This window comes from Paenibacillus sp. NPDC057934 (genome assembly GCF_042887565.1).
In the GTDB taxonomy this organism is placed as follows: Bacteria; Bacillota; Bacilli; order Paenibacillales; family Paenibacillaceae; genus Paenibacillus_AQ.
This window is the reverse complement of sequence record NZ_JBHVPB010000021.1, coordinates 20,020-38,966: the sequence shown is the minus strand read 5'-3', so window position 1 is coordinate 38,966 and position 18,947 is coordinate 20,020. Positions and strand designations below refer to the sequence as shown.

Here is an 18,947-nt window from a genome sequence, read left to right as displayed (position 1 = left end):
GCATACAGAAGCAAGAAAGAAGATGGCTGAATACATGAATAATAGCACTAGTTAGGCTCTATGGTTGATACGGAAAGTTCGTGGGGTCAGGCCGATCTCCCGCTTGAACATGTTGCAGAACTGGGCATCGTTCACAAAGCCTGAAGCTTCGGAGACTTCAGAGATATGCATTTGTGTGTGCTTAAGCAGCGATTTGGCATAGTCCAAACGCTTTAGAAGAAGATAACGCAGCGGCGAGCAGCCGTAGCGTTCTTTGAATAAATGGCGGAACCGGTCATAGCTATAGCCGGACATCTCTGCCAGGGAGCCGATCGGCAGTTTTTGCCGATAATGCTCGTCCATATAATTCATAACATATTGTACACGGTCCTCTGAAAGCGATGGAGATCCTGGAGCTCCCAGCAAGCGGAGCAAGTGAACAGTGATTTCGCTCATCTGAAGATTCAGCAGTTCCACAAAACCATCACGTTTCCGGCTAAACTCTTCTTTCATTCGCAGCAAGTGGTGCAATACAGTCTGTTCTTTATCATCTTCATAAACCCCGGCCAGCGCATTCATCTGCGGGTTATCGCAATGAAAACCTACAAATAAAATGTCGGCTTCAGGTTGATGGCTCTCGTCATGGTTGGTATTCGGCGGGATCAGTGAGAAGGATGAGTTGCGAAAATGATAACTGCGCGCTCCGACATTACTGGTTCCCAATCCCTTTATATAGTAAACCAATTCGTAGCATTTATGCTGAAGCGGGGGAATATAAGTTCCAGATTCTCGCTCTGCACTTACAATATATAGAACACGTACCATGTTGCTCCTCCTTCTTGACTCTTTTAGCCGAATCACACAAAAATATAATCGAAACTATATCATTATTTGTAATGATATTTGTTATGATCGTATCAGTTAAAACGAATATTCGCAATCCGATTGTCCATATCGTTCGGAAATTGGTTGATTTATGCAGAGGAATATCATGGGAGAATCCGATTAATAATGAAATAGGGGGAATTAATGATTATCATTATTTGTTTTACATTTCCAAACTAGAAATAGACTAATGTAAATTGTGCAGTCCTCGGCGTAGAGTCAATTGCTCAAGTTCAGACGCTAGAAATCTTCCTTTTTTTATAGCAAATGATTGGAATGGACGGTCTCTTGTAAAGTACTTGCCAGGTACCGGTAACTTGAATATGATAGGAGTAAGAAAACCGTTGATCCGCAGGTTCATACTGTCATTAAACATTATAACGTTATAATGAATGAGGTGGGAGAGTTGGAAGAAAGGCTCGTGCTTCGTAATTTAAAAAGCATTAATGGGCAGGCCCTGGATATCGTCATAGAAAATGGCCTAATTGTAGACATTACGGAGCCTGGGGCAGGTCGTGGACAGCAAGAGTGGGGTGGGGCTGGAGCATTTGTGACCAGTGGATGGATTGATATGCACGTGCATGCTTTTCCCGAATTTCATCCTTATGGTGACGAGATTGACGCAATAGGCGTGAGACAGGGTGTCACCACGATTGTCGATGCCGGGAGCTGTGGGGGTGACCGGATCGCTGAACTGGCTGCCAGCGCAAGTACCGCCAAGACTCATCTGTTTGCTTTTCTGAACATTTCCCGGATCGGATTGCAGCGGGTGGATGAATTGTCTCAACTGGAATGGATCGACAAGATTAGAGTTCAGGAAGCCGTGCAGAAGAACCGCGCGTTCATCGTCGGATTAAAGGCAAGAATCAGCCAAAGCGTAGTGGGAGAGCAGGGCATTGAACCGCTGCGCAGAGCCAGAGAATTGTCTGACGAGACAGGATTACCACTCATGGTGCATATCGGCTCCGGTCCCCCGGAGATCGAGGAGGTGGTGCCGCTGCTCGAGCGCGGAGATATCATCACTCATTATCTGAATGGCAAGAGCAATAATCTGTTCGACGAAGAAGGTCAACCCCTGAAGGTGCTGCAAGAGGCGATTGCGCGGGGTGTTCATCTGGATGTAGGCCATGGGACAGCAAGCTTTTCCTTCAAAATCGCTGAAGCGGCGAAGCGTTACGGCATTCCGCCGGATACCATCAGCACCGATATTTATCGCAACAACCGGCTGAACGGTCCGGTCTACAGCTTGGCGAACGTGTTATCTAAGTTTTTGTATCTGGGCTATTCACTAGAGGATACACTTGCAGCAGTCACTACACGGGCAGCGGATTGGCTGGGCAAGCCGGAGCTGGGGCGGATAGTGATCGGAGAACCTGCCAACCTTACATTGTTCACCGTAGAGAACGGGCCAGCCGTACTGGTGGATTCTGAAGGAGAGCAAAGAAATACAGATCAACTCATCCAGGTTAAAGGAGCTGTTACACATGGAGAATTCATTGAATGCGAAGTACGGACTTAAGCGTGTTATTAATGCCAGCGGACGCATGAGCATACTAGGCGTATCGGCACCCAGCAATACCGTTATGGAGGCTATGAAAAAAGGCGGGCAGAGGTATGTGGAAATTGCCGATCTGGTCGACAAGGGCGGAGATTATATTGCACGTATTCTTGGCTCCGAAGCGGCTGTGATCGTAAACTCAGCTTCCAGCGGAATCGCGCTGTCGGTAGCCGCCTTGGTGACGCAAGGCAACCGCCGCATCAGCGAGCGTCTGCATCAGGATAAGATTCTGCGAAATGAGATCATTATCCTCAAAGGTCACAATGTGCAATACGGTGCGCCTGTAGAGACGATGGTGTACCTGGGCGGAGGCAAACTGGTCGAGGTTGGCTATGCCAACGAAGGTCGAAGCGAGCATATTGAGGATGCTATCAGCGATACCACCGCAGCGATTCTCTATGTGAAATCACATCATGCGGTTCAAAAAAATATGATTTCTGTCGAAGAAGCCTGGGAAATCGCCCAGCGGCGGGGGGTTCCTCTCATTGTCGATGCTGCAGCCGAGGAAGATCTCCACAAGTACGTGAAATGTTCTGACCTAGCCATCTATAGCGGCTCTAAAGCGATTGAAGGTCCGACCTCCGGCATCGTTGCCGGGCGGCGAACGTATGTCGAATGGCTGAAGGTACAGCTGCATGGCATAGGGCGGAGCATGAAGGTGGGCAAGGAGACAGCCTTTGGACTGCTACAGGCGCTGGACGAATACATCGTTAAGGAAGACCGCAGCGAACAGGAAAAAGAGATGCTCCAAACCTTGCTCACGCTGAACGAAGTGCCTGGTGTGAAGGTAACGATTGCGCAGGACGAGGCGGGACGCGCGATCTATCGGGGGCGTGTGCATTTGGATCAAGGGCAGACTGGAATTAACGCTATAACAGCTGTAGAGAAGCTCAGAGAAGGCGATATCGCCATATATACACGGGACTACGGCGCAAGACAGGGCTATTTTGACATTGATCCGCGTCCGTTGCTTGGCGATGACATACAGGTTATCCAATCAGAAATTTATAAATTAGCAGGAGGAAAATAACATGCCCAACATTGCAAAGCGTTTCTACAACAATCGGGTGGCTTTAAATGTACTAGCTAAGGATATTGAGAACGCCAAAGATATTTATGAAGCGGCAGAAGGATATGTTCTGGTAGGCGTTCTTTCTAAAAGCTATAAGACAGCAGAAGAAGCCGTGACCGCAATGCGCGAGTACGGTAAGGAGATTGACGATGCCGTGTCGATTGGGCTTGGTGCCGGAGATAACCGTCAGGCAGCCGTGGTGGCCGAGATTGCTAAGCATTACGGGGGAAGCCATATCAATCAGGTGTTTCCTGCCGTGGGAGCTACCCGGGCCAATCTTGGGGGCACGGACAGCTGGATTAACAGTCTGGTGTCTCCTACTGGTCGTCCGGGTTATGTGAATATTTCGACAGGTCCGCTGAGCGCAGCGGGAGAGGAACACGCCATTGTACCGGTTAAGGCAGCGATTGCGTTGATCCGGGATATGGGCGGGAATGCGATCAAGTATTTCCCAATGCAAGGCCTGGAGCTTAAAGAGGAATATCGTGCTGTAGCCAAGGCCTGCGCCGAGGAAAACTTTGCGCTGGAGCCAACCGGCGGCATTGATATGGGGAATTTTGAAGCCATTTTGCGCATCGCTCTGGAAGCCGGAGTGCAGCAGATTATCCCCCATGTGTATTCTTCGATTATCGACAAGGCATCTGGCAAGACGAATATAGACGACGTGCGGACTTTGGTGCAAATCATGAAAAAGCTGGCTAATGCCTATGCCTAAAAAGATTGCCGCCTTCGGCGAGGTCATGATGCGCCTGCAGGTGCCGGGCCATGATCTGCTGTCCCAGAGCAATATGCTTCGCTACTCTTTTTCAGGAACCGGTGTGAATGTGCTGTCAGCGCTGGCCAACTTCGGGCATACGGGCTCCCTGATCTCACGCTTGCCACAGAACCCGGTCGGAGACGCTGCGGCCACCGAATTGCGGGGACTCGGAATCAGCACGGAATTCCTTCAGCGCGGAGGAGATTATCTGGGGATGTATTTTCTCGAAAATGGGTTCGGTGTACGCCCCGGCCGGGTAACCTATACTAATCGTTTAGAGAGCAGCTTCAATACGGCACCTGAAGCCACCTATGATTATAAAGGGATGGCCCAGTCCATCGCTGCCATTCATTTCTGCGGCATTACGCTGGCCATGAACGATGCAGTCCGAAGCCATATGAAGGCACTGGCCTTGGCGGTGAAAGCGCAGGGGGGACTGGTGATTTTCGATTCTAACTATCGCGCTTCGCTCTGGGGAGCGGAAGGTCATACCCGGGCTAAGCCATACTATGAGGACATGCTAAAGCTGGCGGACATCGTTATGATGACTGAAAAAGACGCCTTGTGGACCCTAGGGATGAGCACGGACAAAGAGGGACGTAAGGCACAGCTCGAAGAACTCATTCCGGTTGTAGCCGGCGAGTATGGCATTAAGGTCATTGCTGGAACCCACCGGGAAATTCACGGCGACAATTCCCATTCATTGCTCGGCTACATATACAAGGATCAAAGTTTGGTGTTCGCTGATCCCCTAAGGTTCTCTGTATATGATAGAATCGGTGCAGGAGATGCCTACGCGAGTGGAATTATCCATGGGGAATTAGAGGGCTGGCCTGCAGAGCAAACCGTCCGGTTCGCAGCGGTGGCGGGCATGCTCGCTCATACGATCTCCGGCGATACGCCGAAGGCTTCGGAAGGGGATATTTTCCGTGCGATGACGGAAGCCGTAGGCGATGTGGAAAGGTAGTGGAATTTGTCATGAGTTTGTCGAGGCAAGACAGACCGTTGTACCTGCAAATCAAGCATATTTTAAAAGAACGGATTCTTTACGGCGTGTACCCGCTGGGGTCCATCATTCCTTCCGAGCCGAAGCTGGAAAAGGAGTTTGCCGTCAGTAAGATTACTGTCCGGGGCGCCGTTCAAGAGCTGGTTCAGGAAGGGTTTCTGGAAAAAGGCAGCGGGAGAGGCACTAAGGTCATCCGCAACAAGGAGACCTCCCGGCTGTCTAAGTGGAAGCACTTCACGGAAATTCTCGTGGAAGCAGGACATACCATCCGCAAGGAGTGGTTGCGTGCAGAGGTGCACCCATGTGTAGAGGGCACTGAGCCTTATCGGCTGTTCGGTGAGCGTTGTCTGAAGCTGGAACGTATTTTTTTCCTTAACGATGCTCCCTACATTTATTATACGCATTATCTGAGCATGACCGTGGAGGACTTAGAGCTATCCAGCTTTAGCGGACGATCTCTCTATGAATGGCTTGAAGAGCAGGGTATTTCACCCGACAGACTTCGGGATGAATTCTCTGTTGCCCTCGCCCCGCCAGAGGTGGAGCAGAATCTGCGTCTGCTAGGCAATAGCCATGTATTGAAGAGAACGCGTTATTCCTTTAACGAGCAGGGAACAGCTATGGAATGGAGCATCGGTTATTATAATACGGAATTGCAGAGCTATGTAGCTGACTATGATGTGTAGATCTACAAGCTGTGCAGATGTGTAATTATGCAGACGTTGTTTAAGTATGTGGTATATCAGTAAGCAGTTCGGGTTATAATCAGTAAAATCCTCTTCGCGATTCATTCTCGCGGCGGGGATTTTTTTGTATTCGTGGTGCTTTTCCAAAAGAGGATATATCATTTTAAGAAAATTAATGACACAGACGATAAAATACCTTATTATTTAAGGAGATTTTGAATAAAACAGTTTTTGAATATTTATAGTACAATATTTACCTGATCACTTGCTGCTGCCGTAAGGCATGGGAAGGAGGGGATTCATATGCTGTCACTGAGCCGTATAAGCAAGAGCTTTGAAGTCAAGGATGGCGTGTATCAGGCGGTAGATTCGGTGACGCTTGAAGTTGAAAAGGGATCTATACACGGAATTATCGGGGCAAGCGGGGCGGGAAAGTCCACTTTGCTACGGTTGATCAACCTACTGGAAAGGCCGGATGAAGGTAGCGTTAGCCTCAATGGCCGAGAGATGACCGTGCTGCCGGAGAAGCTGCTGCGCCAGGAACGACAGAAGATCGGGATGATTTTTCAACAGTTCAATCTTGTAGCGAATGTGTCGGTCAGCCGGAATGTCTCCATCCCTCTGGAACTGGCTGGTGTCCCGAAGCGTGAGCGAACGGAGCGGGTGGAGGAATGCTTGCGCTTTGTTGGACTGGCAGATAAAGCCGGGCAGTATCCTGCCCAGCTCAGTGGTGGACAGCGGCAGCGGGTAGCCATTGCCCGTGCACTGGCGAATCATCCGGGGCTGCTGCTATGCGATGAGCCAACATCATCGCTTGATCCGGCAACGACTACGGAGATTCTTGGAGTGCTGAAGCATATCAACGAGAAGCTTGGGGTCACGATTGTCATCGTCACGCATGAGATGGATGTCGTCAAAAGACTGTGCAGCCATGTCTCCGTGATGGAGGATGGACGAATAGTAGATACCTTCTCCCGGGCGGACGGAGAGTTCCTTCCTGCGGCAAGCAGCTCCGGTTCCTACCGGGAGCAGATTCTTGGCAAAGCGAGGGAAGATCATGCTTGAGAATGCCTTCAAATACCAGGAACAAATGTGGCAGTCTATCGGGGAGACCTTCGTCATGGTCGGCATTTCCGTGGGAGCGGCGGTGCTGCTGGGCCTTCCGCTGGGAACGCTGCTCTATTTTTGCCGCAAGGGTCAGCTGTATGAGAATAAGAAGTTGTCTCTGGTGCTGAACACGCTGGTGAACATCGTGCGCTCCTTCCCATTCTTGCTGCTCGTTGTTGCAATGATTCCTGTGACTCGTCTGATTGTGGGAACGGCTATTGGAACGATTGCGGCCACAGTTCCGTTGTCCATTGTCGCCATTGCCTATTACTCCCGTCTGGTGGAGCAGGCATTGCTGGAGATTCCGCGCGGAACTACGGAGGCGGCGTTATCGATGGGAGCTTCCAAGCTAGGACTGATTTTTAAATTTCTGTATGTCGAGGCCCGTTCAGGGCTCGTGCTGGGATTAACGACCTCAACTATTAGCTTCATCTCGTTCTCCACGGTGATGGGTGTGGTTGGCGGCGGCGGGGTTGGCGACTTTGCGATCCGTTACGGCTACCAACGTTATGAGACCGAAGTGATGGCCTACGCGATCGTGGTCATGATTGTACTGGTACAGATCGTCCAGTTCAGTGGAAGCACTATAGCGCGACTGCTGGACAAGAAATAAAGCTTGGATCTATATACAAATATTAAACTGGGGGTAACGAAACTAATGAAGAAGTCTATAATTGCGCTGTTTGCAGTAATGGTATTGATCGTGGCAGGTTGTGGTAACAAAAATACATCCGTGAATGATGCAGCACCGGCACCGACAAGCGCCGAGCCTGTAAACATTAAAGTGGCTTTGCTTATTCCACCGATGACGGATATTCTGGATATCGTTAAACCGCTGTTGAAAGAAGAAGGCGTGGACATGGAAGTTGTGGTACTATCGGATAACGTACAACCGAACGAAGCCCTGGCGAACAAGGAAGTGGATGCGAACTTCTTCCAGCACGTTCCTTACATGAAGCAGTTCAATGACAGCAAGGGTGCACATCTGGTAGCTGTTCAACCGGTGTATAACGCAATCTATGGCGGTTATTCCAAACGGTACAAGAACATCGCTGATCTGCCTGAAGGTGCTACACTCGTCATGGCGAATGACCCGTCCAACATCGGCCGCTCCCTGGTGATGTTCGAAGCTGCCGGACTGATTAAACTGAAAGAAGGCGTAGGCATTCAAGCTACACAAGCTGATATTACCGAGAATCCGAAGAACTTCAAGTTCAAGGAAGTAGATCTTCTGATGCTGTCCCGTATGCTGGATGATGCCGATCTGGTAGCGATGACTCCTGCCTATGCCAAACCGCTGGGATTAACGCCGACAAAGGATGCGCTGATTACAGAGAGCGAGGATTCCGAGTTCGCAATTACCTTGGTAGCACGTGAGGACAACAAGGACTCCGAAGCCATCCAGAAGCTGGCCAAGGCGATCAGCGGCCCTGAGGTGAAGAAATTCCTTGAGGACAATTACGCGGATATCGCGCTGCCTGCTTTTAAATAAGATCTGTATATTAAAAAGATGATGTGAAAAAGGGCAAATCCGGTGATGGTACCGGGTTTGCCTTTTTGTGCGGAAACTACCCCAAACCCGCATTTTTCCGCGTAAATGAGTGCACTTTTGAGCCTGTCCAGCCCTCTAACAGCCTGCAGTCCCATACCTTCCCCGACTAAGGTCCAGTACCAAAAACCGTCCCCGGTCTGTTTTGAAAGAACGCAGATTGCCCTAGAATAAGAGCATAAGGTTAAGGAGAACGAAAGGCGGTGAGAAAAAATGCAAAGAAGACAAGGAAACGGGCTGGCGATTGTACTGATCGTAATTGGTGCCCTCATGCTGATGGGAATTGCGCTTCCTCTGATTCACGGGATGTTCAGATTGTTGTTCCCGGTATTGCTGGTTGTTCTCGGGTACTACGGAATCAAGAGAGGTCACAAGCTTATTGGTTGGGTAGTATTGTTCGTCGGTGTTATGTCTCTGATCGCGAAGCTTTCCTGGATCATTGGACCGCTTCTGGGAATCGCTTTGGTAGTCTGGGGCATCTCGGTATTGAAGGGAAAGAGATCTGGTACCTACTAATAAATAAGTTTACTTAATGAATATAAGCAGGGAGGGAGCAGGAGATCATGAGTGTTTTTCGCCGCATGAGAGATATCACTGTAGCTAACTTAAATGAACGTCTGGAGCAAAGCCAGGATCCCGTGAAGCTGATTGATCAATTTCTACATTCAACCCGGGAGGAAATCAGCGAAGCGGAAAGACTTTACCAGCAATATGCCTCGCACACGAAGCAACTGCAGAATCAGGTAAATCAGGCGACTGGCATGAGAGACAAACGTGAGGAACAAGCACTTCTGGCACTCAAAGCCGGTGAGGACCACCTCGCGAAGCTCGCTTTGCAGGAAAAGATCATTCACGAAGAAAAGCTGGAGCAATACAGCGGACTTTTGGAGCAAAGCAAGGAATCCCTGTATGAGCTTGAAGCGCAGCTGAATGAATTGAAACTGGAATATCAGACCGTATATAGCAAACGTCAATATTACTCTGCACGGATGGAGTCGCTGCGCTTGCAGCAACGGATGAACCAAAGAGCCAGTGCTTATGGCAATGGCGGTGATGTTCCCAAGATGTTCGGACGTCTGGATGACCGGTTGACCGATTGGGAGCTGGAAGCCAAAAGCCTGCGTGATCTCCGGCGCATGGGTCAGGAATATGCAGTGCAAGCCGGTGAGACGGTAGCCACTGTGCTCGAAAGGGAAATGGCCCGCTTAAAGGAGAAGCTGAACAATGACGGAAAGGAGTAGTACTATGACCCGATTGTATCGTTCAAGAAGAGACAAAGTCGTAACCGGGCTAGCCGGCGGTTTATCGGAAACCATAGGTATTGACTCCACTTTATTCCGAATTCTGCTGCTGATCAGCATTCCGTTCACAGGCGGAACGGTCATTCCGGTATATATCATCGCTGCACTGATCATTCCGAAAGAGCATTACCAGAGTCCATTCGGTCCTGGTGGCCCATTCGGAGGTCCATACGGCGGACCACACTCCGGCAGACCAGAACATGGCCCGCACGGACATGGAGGATATGGTGGTCATGGAGGCCAAGGTGGAAATGGTGGGAACGGCGGATACGGCCACTACGGAAGTCAGTCGAACTACAACCCTAATTTTGAAAAAAGCCAAGCGTATTCTGCTCCAGACTCCGGCCTGGATGCCATGATGAAGGATATTGAGAAGAAAGCCCTGCAAAAAGAAGTGGAAGAGCTTAAACAAAAACTGTCTAAATATGAGAAGGGAGAAGTGTAATCATGGGAGTATTTCAAAGAATTAAGGATATGACTAAGGCGTCGGTAAACGACTTGTTGGATAAGGTAGAGGACCCAATCGTAATGCTCAATCAATATCTGCGCGATATGGAGGCTGAGATTCACGAGGCGGAAGTAACGGTCGCCAAACAAATGGCCAATGAGCGCCGCATGAAACAACGTGTAGAGGAAGCCGCTAAAATGTCCGCACAACGTGGAGCCCAAGCTGAACTGGCGCTGAAGAACGGCCAAGAGGAAGTGGCCCGCAAGCTGTTGGAAGAAAAAATCTACTTCGATCAAAAAGAAGCCGAGTACAGCCAGCTTCACGGTCAAGCTGAAGTTCAAGCCAAAGATCTTGTACGTCAGTTGCATGACATGAAGGATGAGTTCTACAAGCTGCGCAACAAACGCAATGAACTGGTATCCCGTGCCCAAATGGCCAAAGCCAAGAAGCAAATGTCGCAAATCAGCAGTGTGCATTCCATCGAGAGCGGCAGCGCATCCCTTGGATTCCACCGCATGGAAGAGAAGATCATGCAACTCGAAGCGGAAGCAGATGTCCTGCGTGCACCATACAGCCCTTCTACAGCCTACAGTCCGGTTGACGCTGAGAAGCAACTGAAGGTTGAAGAACAACTCGCCGCACTTAAAAACAAGCTGAATGGCCCATCCTCGGCGCCTTCCATCAGCAAAAAAGAAGATTAAAGCCTGTTCCCCAAATATAGGCGGATATGATATGCTGAACTAGGAAAAGCCATACGGTATGGAGTCCCCATACCGGTATGGCTTTTGTAGCGGTTATCCGCTTAAGAAATTTGGTTACTGGCAGAAGGAATTGAAGGCTTTCATTCTCGATGCAATTATACTTTCTGCCGCAGATTGCCGCGGATTTTTCAAAGATGATGAATTGCACTATAGTTGGCACGATTTTTGGTACTGTGCTTGGCACTGTACATTGGATTGTATTTTGTATTCTATTTGGAATTAGTGGCATTTTTGTACCTTATATTCCTCGTTTTTGGGGAAATTGAGCAAATAAGTGCAATTTTGTACCTTATTTGTTGAGAAATACGCTGCAGGGCGTAAATCAGAAGAATTAACGTACAAAATTGCCCTTAATCTAAGCTGATCCTCAGTTACAGCCAATTTAAGGTACAAAAATGCCTTTATTTATACTTCGGAGGTACTCTGGAGAATTTTTTTACTCAGTCAGTTTTGCTTCGCAAAACTTAAAGCCAATGCTTACGAAGCTAGTTTTGCTTCGCAAAACTTTTAGGAGGTGCAAAAATGGATAAGCGGAGCCGTTTGATTGCCATAGGTCTCATCGGCGTTGGCTGTATAATGATATTTGGCAGATGGATTGGCTTTTTCTCCATTGTGGCCCTCCTGTTCCTGCTGCTGGGTATTTACCGCACGACGACAGGCAAAGTGAAGCAAGGCTATACCTTGCTTGGCATCGGCGCGGTCATGCTGCTACTGGATCATCTGGTATTGGTGCTCGGCATATGCCTGATCTCGCTGGTCATCTTTTTTAGAAAATCCAAGAAGCTCCAGCACCAGACAAGGTTTATGCAGAAGCAAAACTTTTCCTCCAGATTTGAATGGGATCGTGTGCCTTGGGTGATGCAGAGTGTTAGTGCCTGGCATGTGCTAGGAGAGGCGGATCTGGATCTTTCTCTTGCTATGGCGGATGACCGGGAGACGATCATGCTCTTTCACGGGATTTTCGGCGATATTGACCTTCATCTGTCAGAAGGCTATGGGGTGGAGATTGAGGCCTTTGTCCTGTTCGGATCGATAGACCTTGGCCTTCAGCGGGATACGGGCATGCTCAACCGGCTGAACTGGAAATCACCCAATTATGAGACCAGCGAACATAAAGTGAAATTTAACGTATCCTATTTAATAGGGGATTTGGATATCAGACTGTCTTGATCATAAGGAAGGGGGCCCCCGGGTGGGAAAGAAGAACACGAATATGATTTCGCGCAGCATGGGTGAGGGGGCTCTGTTCTCCCTCGTCATGCTGCTCGTTATTCTGTATATCATGTATACATATGGTTATTTGAAGCCGTTCGAGAATTGGACGGTTGGGGTACGAACGGCGATTACGATGGTTCTGCTCCCTGTAGGTTTCGGTATGGGCTTCGGGTTCTATCAAGGTTTTCGCGTGAAGCGTAAGCTTGAGCGCCTTCGGGAGACCTTGGTCCTGTGGGAAAAAGGCAACCTGACGCTGTCCATGCCGCAACTTGGCGACGATGAACTCGGCAGGCTCGGTGAACAGCTGAGCCGGATCAGCGTCAAATGGGAAAATCAGGTGAACACCCTCCAGCGGCTGTCCACCAACAATGCGCAGCTTGCTGAGCAGGCGCGTGTCTCAGCGATTATCGAGGAGCGGCAGCGGCTTGCACGTGAGCTGCATGATGCGGTTTCGCAGCAGCTTTTTGCCATCTCTATGACGGCTACTGCGGTGGGGCGGACGCTCGAGAAAGATTTTGATAAAGCTCAGCGTCAGATTGCCTTGATCGAAGAGATGTCGGCAGTGGCCCAGTCGGAAATGCGGGCTTTGCTGCTGCACTTAAGGCCAGTATATCTGGAGGGCAAGGGATTGGAGCAGGGCCTGCGGGAGCTAGTCCGTGAGCTGCAAGAGAAAATGCCCATCGAGATTGTGTTCGAGATGGACCCTGATGTGCATCTGATGAAGGGGATCGAGAACCATTTGTTCCGCATTGTGCAGGAAGCCATCTCCAACACGCTGCGGCATGCCAAAGCTTCCAAGATGGAGATTCGATTACACCGCCGCGGAGATACGGTGCGGTTAACGCTGCGAGATGATGGTGTGGGCTTTGAGTTGGATGAGAACAAGCAGACCTCTTATGGTCTGTCGAATATGCAGGAGCGTATTATAGAGACTGGAGGTTCCATTCAGTTCATCACCGCGCCGGGCAAAGGAACACGCATTGAGATTACTGTACCGGTAGTCAATGAATAGGAGGGAAGGGTAGCAATGGAGGAAATGGAGACATCCATCAAGGTACTGCTAGTCGATGATCATGAGATGGTCCGGATCGGATTGGCTGCGGTCCTGGGTACCGAAGACGGTATTGAAGTAGTGGGAGAAGCAGGGAGCGGGGAGGAAGGCATACGCCTTGCCCATGAATATAATCCTGATGTTGTGTTGATGGATCTTGTCATGGACGGTATGGATGGTATTGAAACGACGAGGCAGTTGATGAAGACATTTCCCGATTGTAAAGTCATTGTACTCACCAGCTATTTGGATGATGAAAAAATGTACCCTGTAATCGAGGCAGGAGCCTTCAGCTATCTGCTCAAAACCTCACGGGCAACTGAAGTCGCGGATGCTATCCGCGCTGCGGCCCGGGGACAGTCTGTACTGGAATCCCAGGTGGCTTCCAAGATGATGAATCGCTTCCGCAACGATGCGAAAGTAGAAGCACCGGCGTATAAAGAGCTGACGGAACGTGAGATGGAAGTGCTACGTCTGCTGGCTCAGGGTAAATCCAATCAGGATATCGCCGACCAGCTAATTATTGGGATCAAGACTGTGAAATTCCATGTGACGAATATTCTCGCCAAGCTGGATGTGGAGGACCGCACCCAGGCGGCCATTTATGCATATAAAAACGGACTTGCGGAGTAATCCGCAGGTTTTTTTTATTGCAGGTGAAACAATTTCATAAATCCATAAGTGAGCGTCTAATCATCAATATCAAGTTGTACATGGTTTAGGTATAACTTGATATTGTACCTATTCGGATTGAAATCCGAATTATGAAATGGATTCAGGTTTAAAATCTCTCATCCCCGGCCATCCTGTTTAGTAGATTGCTAGATCGGATGGAAAGGGAGATGGACGATGGGAAACGGGTATAAAGGGACAGGGAAAGCAACGCTGCTGGTATTGTGTTTGAGTCTTGCGCTGATTCTGGTGGTAGGATTCCTTAATGAAGCTGAAGCTCAATCGCTCAAGGAAGTGGCCTCAGTAGGTGTTGCTGTTGAAGGTGCTGATACGAGAGACATTGGCGGAGTTAGCGGTATGAAAGAGTCCCTTTCTCTACTGGCATTGCTAGGGCAGCGGGCTACGCAACCCGGAACACCCATGCGTCTTGTTCTGAAGTGGCAGGGTGAGTACAGTGGGAAAGATGTCGTTCGTGCTTCTGGTCCTTTGAATGCTGTGGAGCTGGCTGAAAACCTTGGGCTAAACATTCCTACAGCTGTTCAAGAGCATGGTCATCTGACCTACCGTTCTACATCCCATCTGACAGAGGATACCTCGATTTCGTTCTTTTGGAGTGAACTGGGCGAGGGTCATAGCTATGTGATAGCCACTTTGGAGACAGCAGATTTGGCTAAGTCAGAGGATTGGCAGGATCAAGCTATACAGTTGGGTAGGCTTATGCTGAAGAGTGAGATTGACGCTGAATGGAATGCCTCCCTGCAAGGAACGGCCAAGGAGCAAGGGCAGCCTAAAGAGGCGTTGCTAGTGACTGAAAAGAACTTTGCTGCTCAGGTTCCGGGGCTGGCTGAAGCAGAGAGCTATGAAGACGAGGCTACCTACAACCGCTCCTATACAGTGCCGGGTCTGGAGCGCTTTGTCGTCAGTGGCAGTCATAAGCTGGGTATGCAGGCGGCTGTCCATAGAGATGATATCAATAACGAGAACAGAATAACCATCGGTCTTCCCCTGATTACGATTGAATATTAAGACGATATTCATATAAGTTGAAATATAGTCCATAATAAGAAAAGGTGATCGCTTTTGTCGATATTCCGAGGGTAATTGTCAGGAATGTAATGGCATCCTTTTTCGGAATATGATAAAATGGCATCACGCCGTTAAAGTGCTAATGCATGTACCCGGCGTTGAGAATGATTGTCAACTAAATTACATACAGAGAGATGAGGAGCCATGGCTGAAAATCAAACCCTTGATGCACTGCACACACCCGGTGCTGTATTTTTTATCTTTGGGGCTACCGGAGACTTAGCCCGGCGTAAGCTGTTCCCGGCTATTTACAGCTTGTACCGTGAAGGCAAGCTGGCACATGATTTTGCGGTAATTGGCGTGGCGCGTCGTCCGCGTACTCAAGATGAATTTAGAGAAGACGTGAAGGAATCCATCCGTGAATTCTGTCGCTACCAGGCAGAAGACGAGAGTGAATGGAACGGCTTCGTTCAGCATTTTGAATACAAATCTCTGGACATCAATAATATTGACGGGTTCCGTGAGCTGAGTGCCCAGACTGAAGTGCTTGAAGGCAAGTTTGAGATTCCGGGCAACCGTATTTTCTACCTTGCGCTTGCACCTGAGCTGTTCGGCAGCGTGTCGGGCAACCTGAAAGCCGGCGGTATGCTGGATAGCAGAGGCTGGAACCGACTTGTGATCGAAAAGCCGTTCGGGTATGATCTGGAATCAGCAGAGCAACTGAACGAGCAGATTCGTCAGGTCTTCAAAGAAGAAGAAATCTACCGGATCGACCATTATCTCGGTAAGGAAATGGTGCAGAACATTGAAGTTATCCGTTTTGCGAATGCCTTTTTCGAACCGCTTTGGAACAATAAGCATATTGCCAATATCCAGATTACACTCGGCGAGACCGTAGGTGTCGAAGAGCGCGGCGGATATTATGATCATGCCGGAGCTTTGCGGGATATGGGGCAGAATCACATATTGCAACTACTGACGATGATTGCCATGGAACCGCCTAGCCGTCTGCTGGCTGAGGATATCCGTGATGAGAAGGTCAAGGTACTGCGTTCACTCCGTCCTTACGCTAACGCTGAAGAAGTACGCGAGAACGTTGTGCGTGGCCAGTACACAGAAGGCTCGCATAAAGGTAAGACGCTGCCGGCCTACCGGCAGGAAGATAAGGTAGATCCGGAATCCAACACGGAAACGTATTTCGCTGCTCGCGTATTCGTGGACAATTTCCGCTGGGCCGGAGTTCCGTTCTATATCCGTACAGGCAAACACCTTCCGGTGAAGACGACGGAAGTGGTTGTAGAGTTCAAGGGCATGCCGACCAATGTCTATCTGGGTCAAAAGCATAAGCTGGAACCGAACCTGCTCGTGATTCGGGTGAATCCGATGGAAGGCATCTATGTGAAGATCAATGCCAAGAAACCGGGCTCGGAATCCGAGATTCAGCCTCTGGCTATGGATTTCTGCCAAAGCTGTATGGTGGGCATCAACTCGCCGGAAGCCTATGAGCGTCTGCTGCATGATGCCGCTCGCGGCGATTCCACTTACTTCACGCGCTGGGACGAAGTATCGTCGGCGTGGTCGTTCGTGGACCGTATCGCGAAGGCTTGGAAGGAAGATTCCAGCGATCTGGCCTCCTACCCTGCCGGCTCATGGGGTCCTGTTGAAGCGGATAAACTGCTGGAAAAGGAAGGTTTCCACTGGTGGCCGGTGAACGGCCAAGAAGAAGATAATGTAGTATGGCGGTTGAATAACTAAGCAACGAAGCTGTACATGTGTGTATAAATCTCCCTGCGGAAGATCGCAGGGAGATTTTTTGAAAATATAAGAATTTATAGGTTTTACGCTATGAATCATCTTTATATTTCTCGCTGAAACGGATACCATCCCTTAGAGGATGACAAAGCCGTTTCTACTTGAATAACAGAGTACATCGACTTAGCGCGTTACATCAGACGCATATTTTACAAGAAACGGATACTTGTCCTTGTTCAAAGGCTGAGTTAGCCGTTTCTTTTTACAAAGAGGGCTTTTATGTAGATAATCTCTGCCCGATTTTGTTATACTTTAAAGGATGCTTGCATTTCATTAATTCTCCAAGTGAAGGGAAATGTAAAATGAGCAAATCACCGATTTGATGCAAACCTGGGGCAATTGAAAAAGCACCATGAATTTTATATATGAAGGGATATGTGTAATGAGTAAAGCTACGAATCAGGATCTGCAGAAGGAAGTGGATAAGCGTAGAACGTTTGCGATTATCTCCCACCCGGATGCCGGTAAAACGACTTTGACGGAGAAACTGCTGTTGTTCGGCGGCGCGATCCGGCTGGCAGGAACGGTTAAAGCACGCAAGGCCAGCAAACATGCGACGAGTGACTGGATGGAAATCGAGAAGCAGCGGGGAATTTCCGTTACTTCCTCTGTTATGCAGTTTGATTATATGGATCATCGGGTGAACATTCTGGATACCCCGGGTCACCAAGATTTCAGTGAGGACACCTATCGTACCCTGACTGCGGCGGATAGTGCGGTCATGCTGATGGACGTGGCGAAGGGTGTGGAGGCACAGACGATCAAGCTGTTCCAAGTCTGCGCCAAACGTGGCATTCCGATCTTCACCTTCATCAATAAGCTGGACCGTGAAGGCCGCAGCCCGTTTGACCTTATGGAAGAGCTGGAGCAAGTGCTGGGTATCCGTTCTGTGCCGATGAACTGGCCGATTGGTTCCGGACGCGAGCTGTGCGGAGTATATGACCGGATGAAGAATCAGGTCGAACTGTTCCAAGGCGATGATCACTCTGTGATTAAGGTGCAGAAGGTTGAGAGTTACCGTGATCCGATTATTCGCGAAATGGCCGGAGAATATTTGCATGATCAACTGTGCCAGGATCTCGAGCTGCTGGACATAGCGGGCGACGCTTTTGACTATGAGAAAGTACTGCGGGGAGAGCTTACACCTGTATTTTTCGGTAGTGCGATCAACAATTTCGGGGTACAGACCTTCCTGGATAACTTCCTTGAGCTCGCACCAAAGCCGGAACCACGCCGGAGTACTGCAGGTACCATTGAGCCAACCAGTGAGAAGTTCACGGGATATGTATTCAAAATTCAAGCTAATATGAACCCGGCTCACCGTGACCGGATTGCCTTCCTACGTATTGTGTCCGGTAAATTTGAGCGTGGTATGAGTGTGAAGCATGTGCGGGCAGGTAAGGATATCAAGTTGTCCCAGCCGCAGCAATTCTTAGCACAGGATCGTGATATTGTCGAAGAAGCCTATCCGGGCGATATCATTGGTTTGTTCGACCCAGGGATTTTCCGGATCGGGGATTCGCTGAGCCAAGCCGGTGATATTGAGTTCGATGAGCTGCCGACGTTCTCGCCGGAGATTTTTGCCAAGGTGAGCATTAAGAATGCCCTTAAATCGAAGCAATTCCAGAAGGGTGTCGACCAATTGACCGAAGAGGGCATGATTCAAGTGTTCCGTACGGTTAGCTTCGACGATATCATTCTGGGCGTAGTTGGACAACTGCAGTTCGAGGTGTTCGATTACCGCATGAAGGGTGAGTATGGCGTGGACGTACAGCTGCAGCGAATGACTTATCAGTTCGCTCGCTGGATCGTGGACGAGAATGAGCCGGACCCAAGTAAATTCCGGATCAACTCAACACTGGTCAAAGACAAGAAGGGTAACTACGTGGTGTTGTTTGAGAACGAGTATGCGATGCGTACAGCTATGGAAAAGAATCCGACAGCGAAGTTCTTGGAGACCGCTCCTTAACTTTTAGCAAGAAACTGTATTTCCCATAATTATCTGTTGTGATATTGATGAAAAACCTCCGCACTCAGGTTGCTGGCTAGCATCCTGATGTTG

At 49.3% G+C, this 18,947-nt stretch carries 18 protein-coding genes and 1 pseudogene; 18 read left to right on the top strand and 1 reads right to left on the bottom strand.

What is annotated here, in order from left to right:
• Nucleotides 1–51: 51 nt before the first annotated feature.
• Nucleotides 52–804, bottom strand: coding sequence for a helix-turn-helix domain-containing protein (locus tag ACFVRY_RS28880; protein ID WP_387503692.1), 753 nt, complete (start codon nt 802–804; stop codon nt 52–54).
• Nucleotides 805–1,270: 466 nt separating this feature from the next.
• Here ACFVRY_RS28880 and ACFVRY_RS28875 point away from each other — a divergent pair, with 466 nt between their 5' ends.
• From ACFVRY_RS28875 to ACFVRY_RS28790, 18 genes and pseudogenes are all read left to right on the top strand, one after another.
• Nucleotides 1,271–2,383, top strand: a complete 1,113-nt coding sequence (locus ACFVRY_RS28875; RefSeq protein WP_387503691.1) for an amidohydrolase/deacetylase family metallohydrolase — start codon at nt 1,271–1,273, stop codon at nt 2,381–2,383.
• The gene (locus ACFVRY_RS28870; protein WP_387503690.1) at nt 2,349–3,452 is read left to right on the top strand and encodes a DgaE family pyridoxal phosphate-dependent ammonia lyase; all 1,104 of its coding nucleotides are present in this window, start codon (nt 2,349–2,351) and stop codon (nt 3,450–3,452) included. Before ACFVRY_RS28875 ends, ACFVRY_RS28870 begins: the two co-directional genes overlap by 35 nt.
• 1 nt (nt 3,453) lies before the next feature.
• Complete coding sequence (gene dagF, locus ACFVRY_RS28865; protein ID WP_387503689.1) at nt 3,454–4,209, top strand: 2-dehydro-3-deoxy-phosphogluconate aldolase; 756 nt, start codon at nt 3,454–3,456, stop codon at nt 4,207–4,209.
• Nucleotides 4,202–5,218, top strand: a complete 1,017-nt coding sequence (locus ACFVRY_RS28860; RefSeq protein WP_387503687.1) for a sugar kinase — start codon at nt 4,202–4,204, stop codon at nt 5,216–5,218. The genes dagF and ACFVRY_RS28860 overlap by 8 nt, the downstream gene beginning before the upstream one ends.
• A gap of 11 nt (nt 5,219–5,229) precedes the next feature.
• A complete protein-coding gene (locus ACFVRY_RS28855) occupies nt 5,230–5,943 on the top strand; it encodes a GntR family transcriptional regulator (RefSeq protein ID WP_387503686.1) in 714 nt (237 codons plus the stop codon).
• 303 nt (nt 5,944–6,246) lie between these two features.
• Nucleotides 6,247–7,008, top strand: coding sequence for a methionine ABC transporter ATP-binding protein (locus ACFVRY_RS28850; protein WP_387503685.1), 762 nt, complete (start codon nt 6,247–6,249; stop codon nt 7,006–7,008).
• Complete coding sequence (locus ACFVRY_RS28845; protein WP_387503703.1) at nt 7,001–7,663, top strand: methionine ABC transporter permease; 663 nt, start codon at nt 7,001–7,003, stop codon at nt 7,661–7,663. The genes ACFVRY_RS28850 and ACFVRY_RS28845 overlap by 8 nt, the downstream gene beginning before the upstream one ends.
• A 45-nt stretch (nt 7,664–7,708) precedes the next feature.
• Nucleotides 7,709–8,542 (top strand): MetQ/NlpA family ABC transporter substrate-binding protein, encoded by an 834-nt coding sequence (locus ACFVRY_RS28840; protein ID WP_387503684.1) that lies wholly within the window; start codon nt 7,709–7,711, stop codon nt 8,540–8,542.
• Between the two features lie 270 nt (nt 8,543–8,812).
• Complete coding sequence (locus ACFVRY_RS28835) at nt 8,813–9,115, top strand: hypothetical protein (protein WP_175369873.1); 303 nt, start codon at nt 8,813–8,815, stop codon at nt 9,113–9,115.
• Nucleotides 9,116–9,162: 47 nt separating this feature from the next.
• Nucleotides 9,163–9,840, top strand: coding sequence for a PspA/IM30 family protein (locus ACFVRY_RS28830; protein ID WP_387503683.1), 678 nt, complete (start codon nt 9,163–9,165; stop codon nt 9,838–9,840).
• Complete coding sequence (locus ACFVRY_RS28825; RefSeq protein ID WP_387503682.1) at nt 9,824–10,345, top strand: PspC domain-containing protein; 522 nt, start codon at nt 9,824–9,826, stop codon at nt 10,343–10,345. Before ACFVRY_RS28830 ends, ACFVRY_RS28825 begins: the two co-directional genes overlap by 17 nt.
• Before the next feature lie 2 nt (nt 10,346–10,347).
• Nucleotides 10,348–11,049 (top strand): PspA/IM30 family protein, encoded by a 702-nt coding sequence (locus tag ACFVRY_RS28820; protein ID WP_066376094.1) that lies wholly within the window; start codon nt 10,348–10,350, stop codon nt 11,047–11,049.
• A 582-nt stretch (nt 11,050–11,631) separates the two neighbouring features.
• Nucleotides 11,632–12,279, top strand: coding sequence for a cell wall-active antibiotics response protein LiaF (liaF, locus tag ACFVRY_RS28815; protein ID WP_387503681.1), 648 nt, complete (start codon nt 11,632–11,634; stop codon nt 12,277–12,279).
• 43 nt (nt 12,280–12,322) lie between these two features.
• A pseudogene (locus ACFVRY_RS28810) lies at nt 12,323–13,395 on the top strand (sensor histidine kinase).
• A complete protein-coding gene (locus tag ACFVRY_RS28805; protein WP_175369894.1) occupies nt 13,361–14,008 on the top strand; it encodes a response regulator in 648 nt (215 codons plus the stop codon). The pseudogene ACFVRY_RS28810 and the gene ACFVRY_RS28805 overlap by 35 nt, the downstream one beginning before the upstream one ends.
• A gap of 216 nt (nt 14,009–14,224) precedes the next feature.
• A complete protein-coding gene (locus tag ACFVRY_RS28800) occupies nt 14,225–15,073 on the top strand; it encodes a YwmB family TATA-box binding protein (RefSeq protein WP_387503680.1) in 849 nt (282 codons plus the stop codon).
• A 204-nt stretch (nt 15,074–15,277) separates the two neighbouring features.
• Nucleotides 15,278–16,828: a glucose-6-phosphate dehydrogenase gene (gene zwf / locus ACFVRY_RS28795; RefSeq protein ID WP_387503679.1), complete on the top strand. Its 1,551-nt coding sequence runs from the start codon at nt 15,278–15,280 to the stop codon at nt 16,826–16,828.
• 439 nt (nt 16,829–17,267) lie between these two features.
• The gene (locus tag ACFVRY_RS28790; protein ID WP_387503678.1) at nt 17,268–18,854 is read left to right on the top strand and encodes a peptide chain release factor 3; all 1,587 of its coding nucleotides are present in this window, start codon (nt 17,268–17,270) and stop codon (nt 18,852–18,854) included.
• Nucleotides 18,855–18,947: the final 93 nt, after the last annotated feature.

Bases quoted from the DNA above. Each gene is read 5' to 3' on its own strand.
- ACFVRY_RS28880 (WP_387503692.1), bottom strand. From the start codon at position 804: ATGGTACGTGTTCTATATATTGTAAGTGCAGAGCGAGAATCTGGAACT.
- ACFVRY_RS28870 (WP_387503690.1), top strand. From the start codon at position 2,349: ATGGAGAATTCATTGAATGCGAAGTACGGACTTAAGCGTGTTATTAAT.
- dagF (WP_387503689.1), top strand. From the start codon at position 3,454: ATGCCCAACATTGCAAAGCGTTTCTACAACAATCGGGTGGCTTTAAAT.
- ACFVRY_RS28860 (WP_387503687.1), top strand. From the start codon at position 4,202: ATGCCTAAAAAGATTGCCGCCTTCGGCGAGGTCATGATGCGCCTGCAG.
- ACFVRY_RS28855 (WP_387503686.1), top strand. From the start codon at position 5,230: ATGAGTTTGTCGAGGCAAGACAGACCGTTGTACCTGCAAATCAAGCAT.
- ACFVRY_RS28850 (WP_387503685.1), top strand. From the start codon at position 6,247: ATGCTGTCACTGAGCCGTATAAGCAAGAGCTTTGAAGTCAAGGATGGC.
- ACFVRY_RS28845 (WP_387503703.1), top strand. From the start codon at position 7,001: ATGCTTGAGAATGCCTTCAAATACCAGGAACAAATGTGGCAGTCTATC.
- ACFVRY_RS28840 (WP_387503684.1), top strand. From the start codon at position 7,709: ATGAAGAAGTCTATAATTGCGCTGTTTGCAGTAATGGTATTGATCGTG.
- ACFVRY_RS28835 (WP_175369873.1), top strand. From the start codon at position 8,813: ATGCAAAGAAGACAAGGAAACGGGCTGGCGATTGTACTGATCGTAATT.
- ACFVRY_RS28830 (WP_387503683.1), top strand. From the start codon at position 9,163: ATGAGTGTTTTTCGCCGCATGAGAGATATCACTGTAGCTAACTTAAAT.
- ACFVRY_RS28825 (WP_387503682.1), top strand. From the start codon at position 9,824: ATGACGGAAAGGAGTAGTACTATGACCCGATTGTATCGTTCAAGAAGA.
- ACFVRY_RS28820 (WP_066376094.1), top strand. From the start codon at position 10,348: ATGGGAGTATTTCAAAGAATTAAGGATATGACTAAGGCGTCGGTAAAC.
- liaF (WP_387503681.1), top strand. From the start codon at position 11,632: ATGGATAAGCGGAGCCGTTTGATTGCCATAGGTCTCATCGGCGTTGGC.
- ACFVRY_RS28805 (WP_175369894.1), top strand. From the start codon at position 13,361: ATGGAGACATCCATCAAGGTACTGCTAGTCGATGATCATGAGATGGTC.
- ACFVRY_RS28800 (WP_387503680.1), top strand. From the start codon at position 14,225: ATGGGAAACGGGTATAAAGGGACAGGGAAAGCAACGCTGCTGGTATTG.
- zwf (WP_387503679.1), top strand. From the start codon at position 15,278: ATGGCTGAAAATCAAACCCTTGATGCACTGCACACACCCGGTGCTGTA.
- ACFVRY_RS28790 (WP_387503678.1), top strand. From the start codon at position 17,268: ATGAGTAAAGCTACGAATCAGGATCTGCAGAAGGAAGTGGATAAGCGT.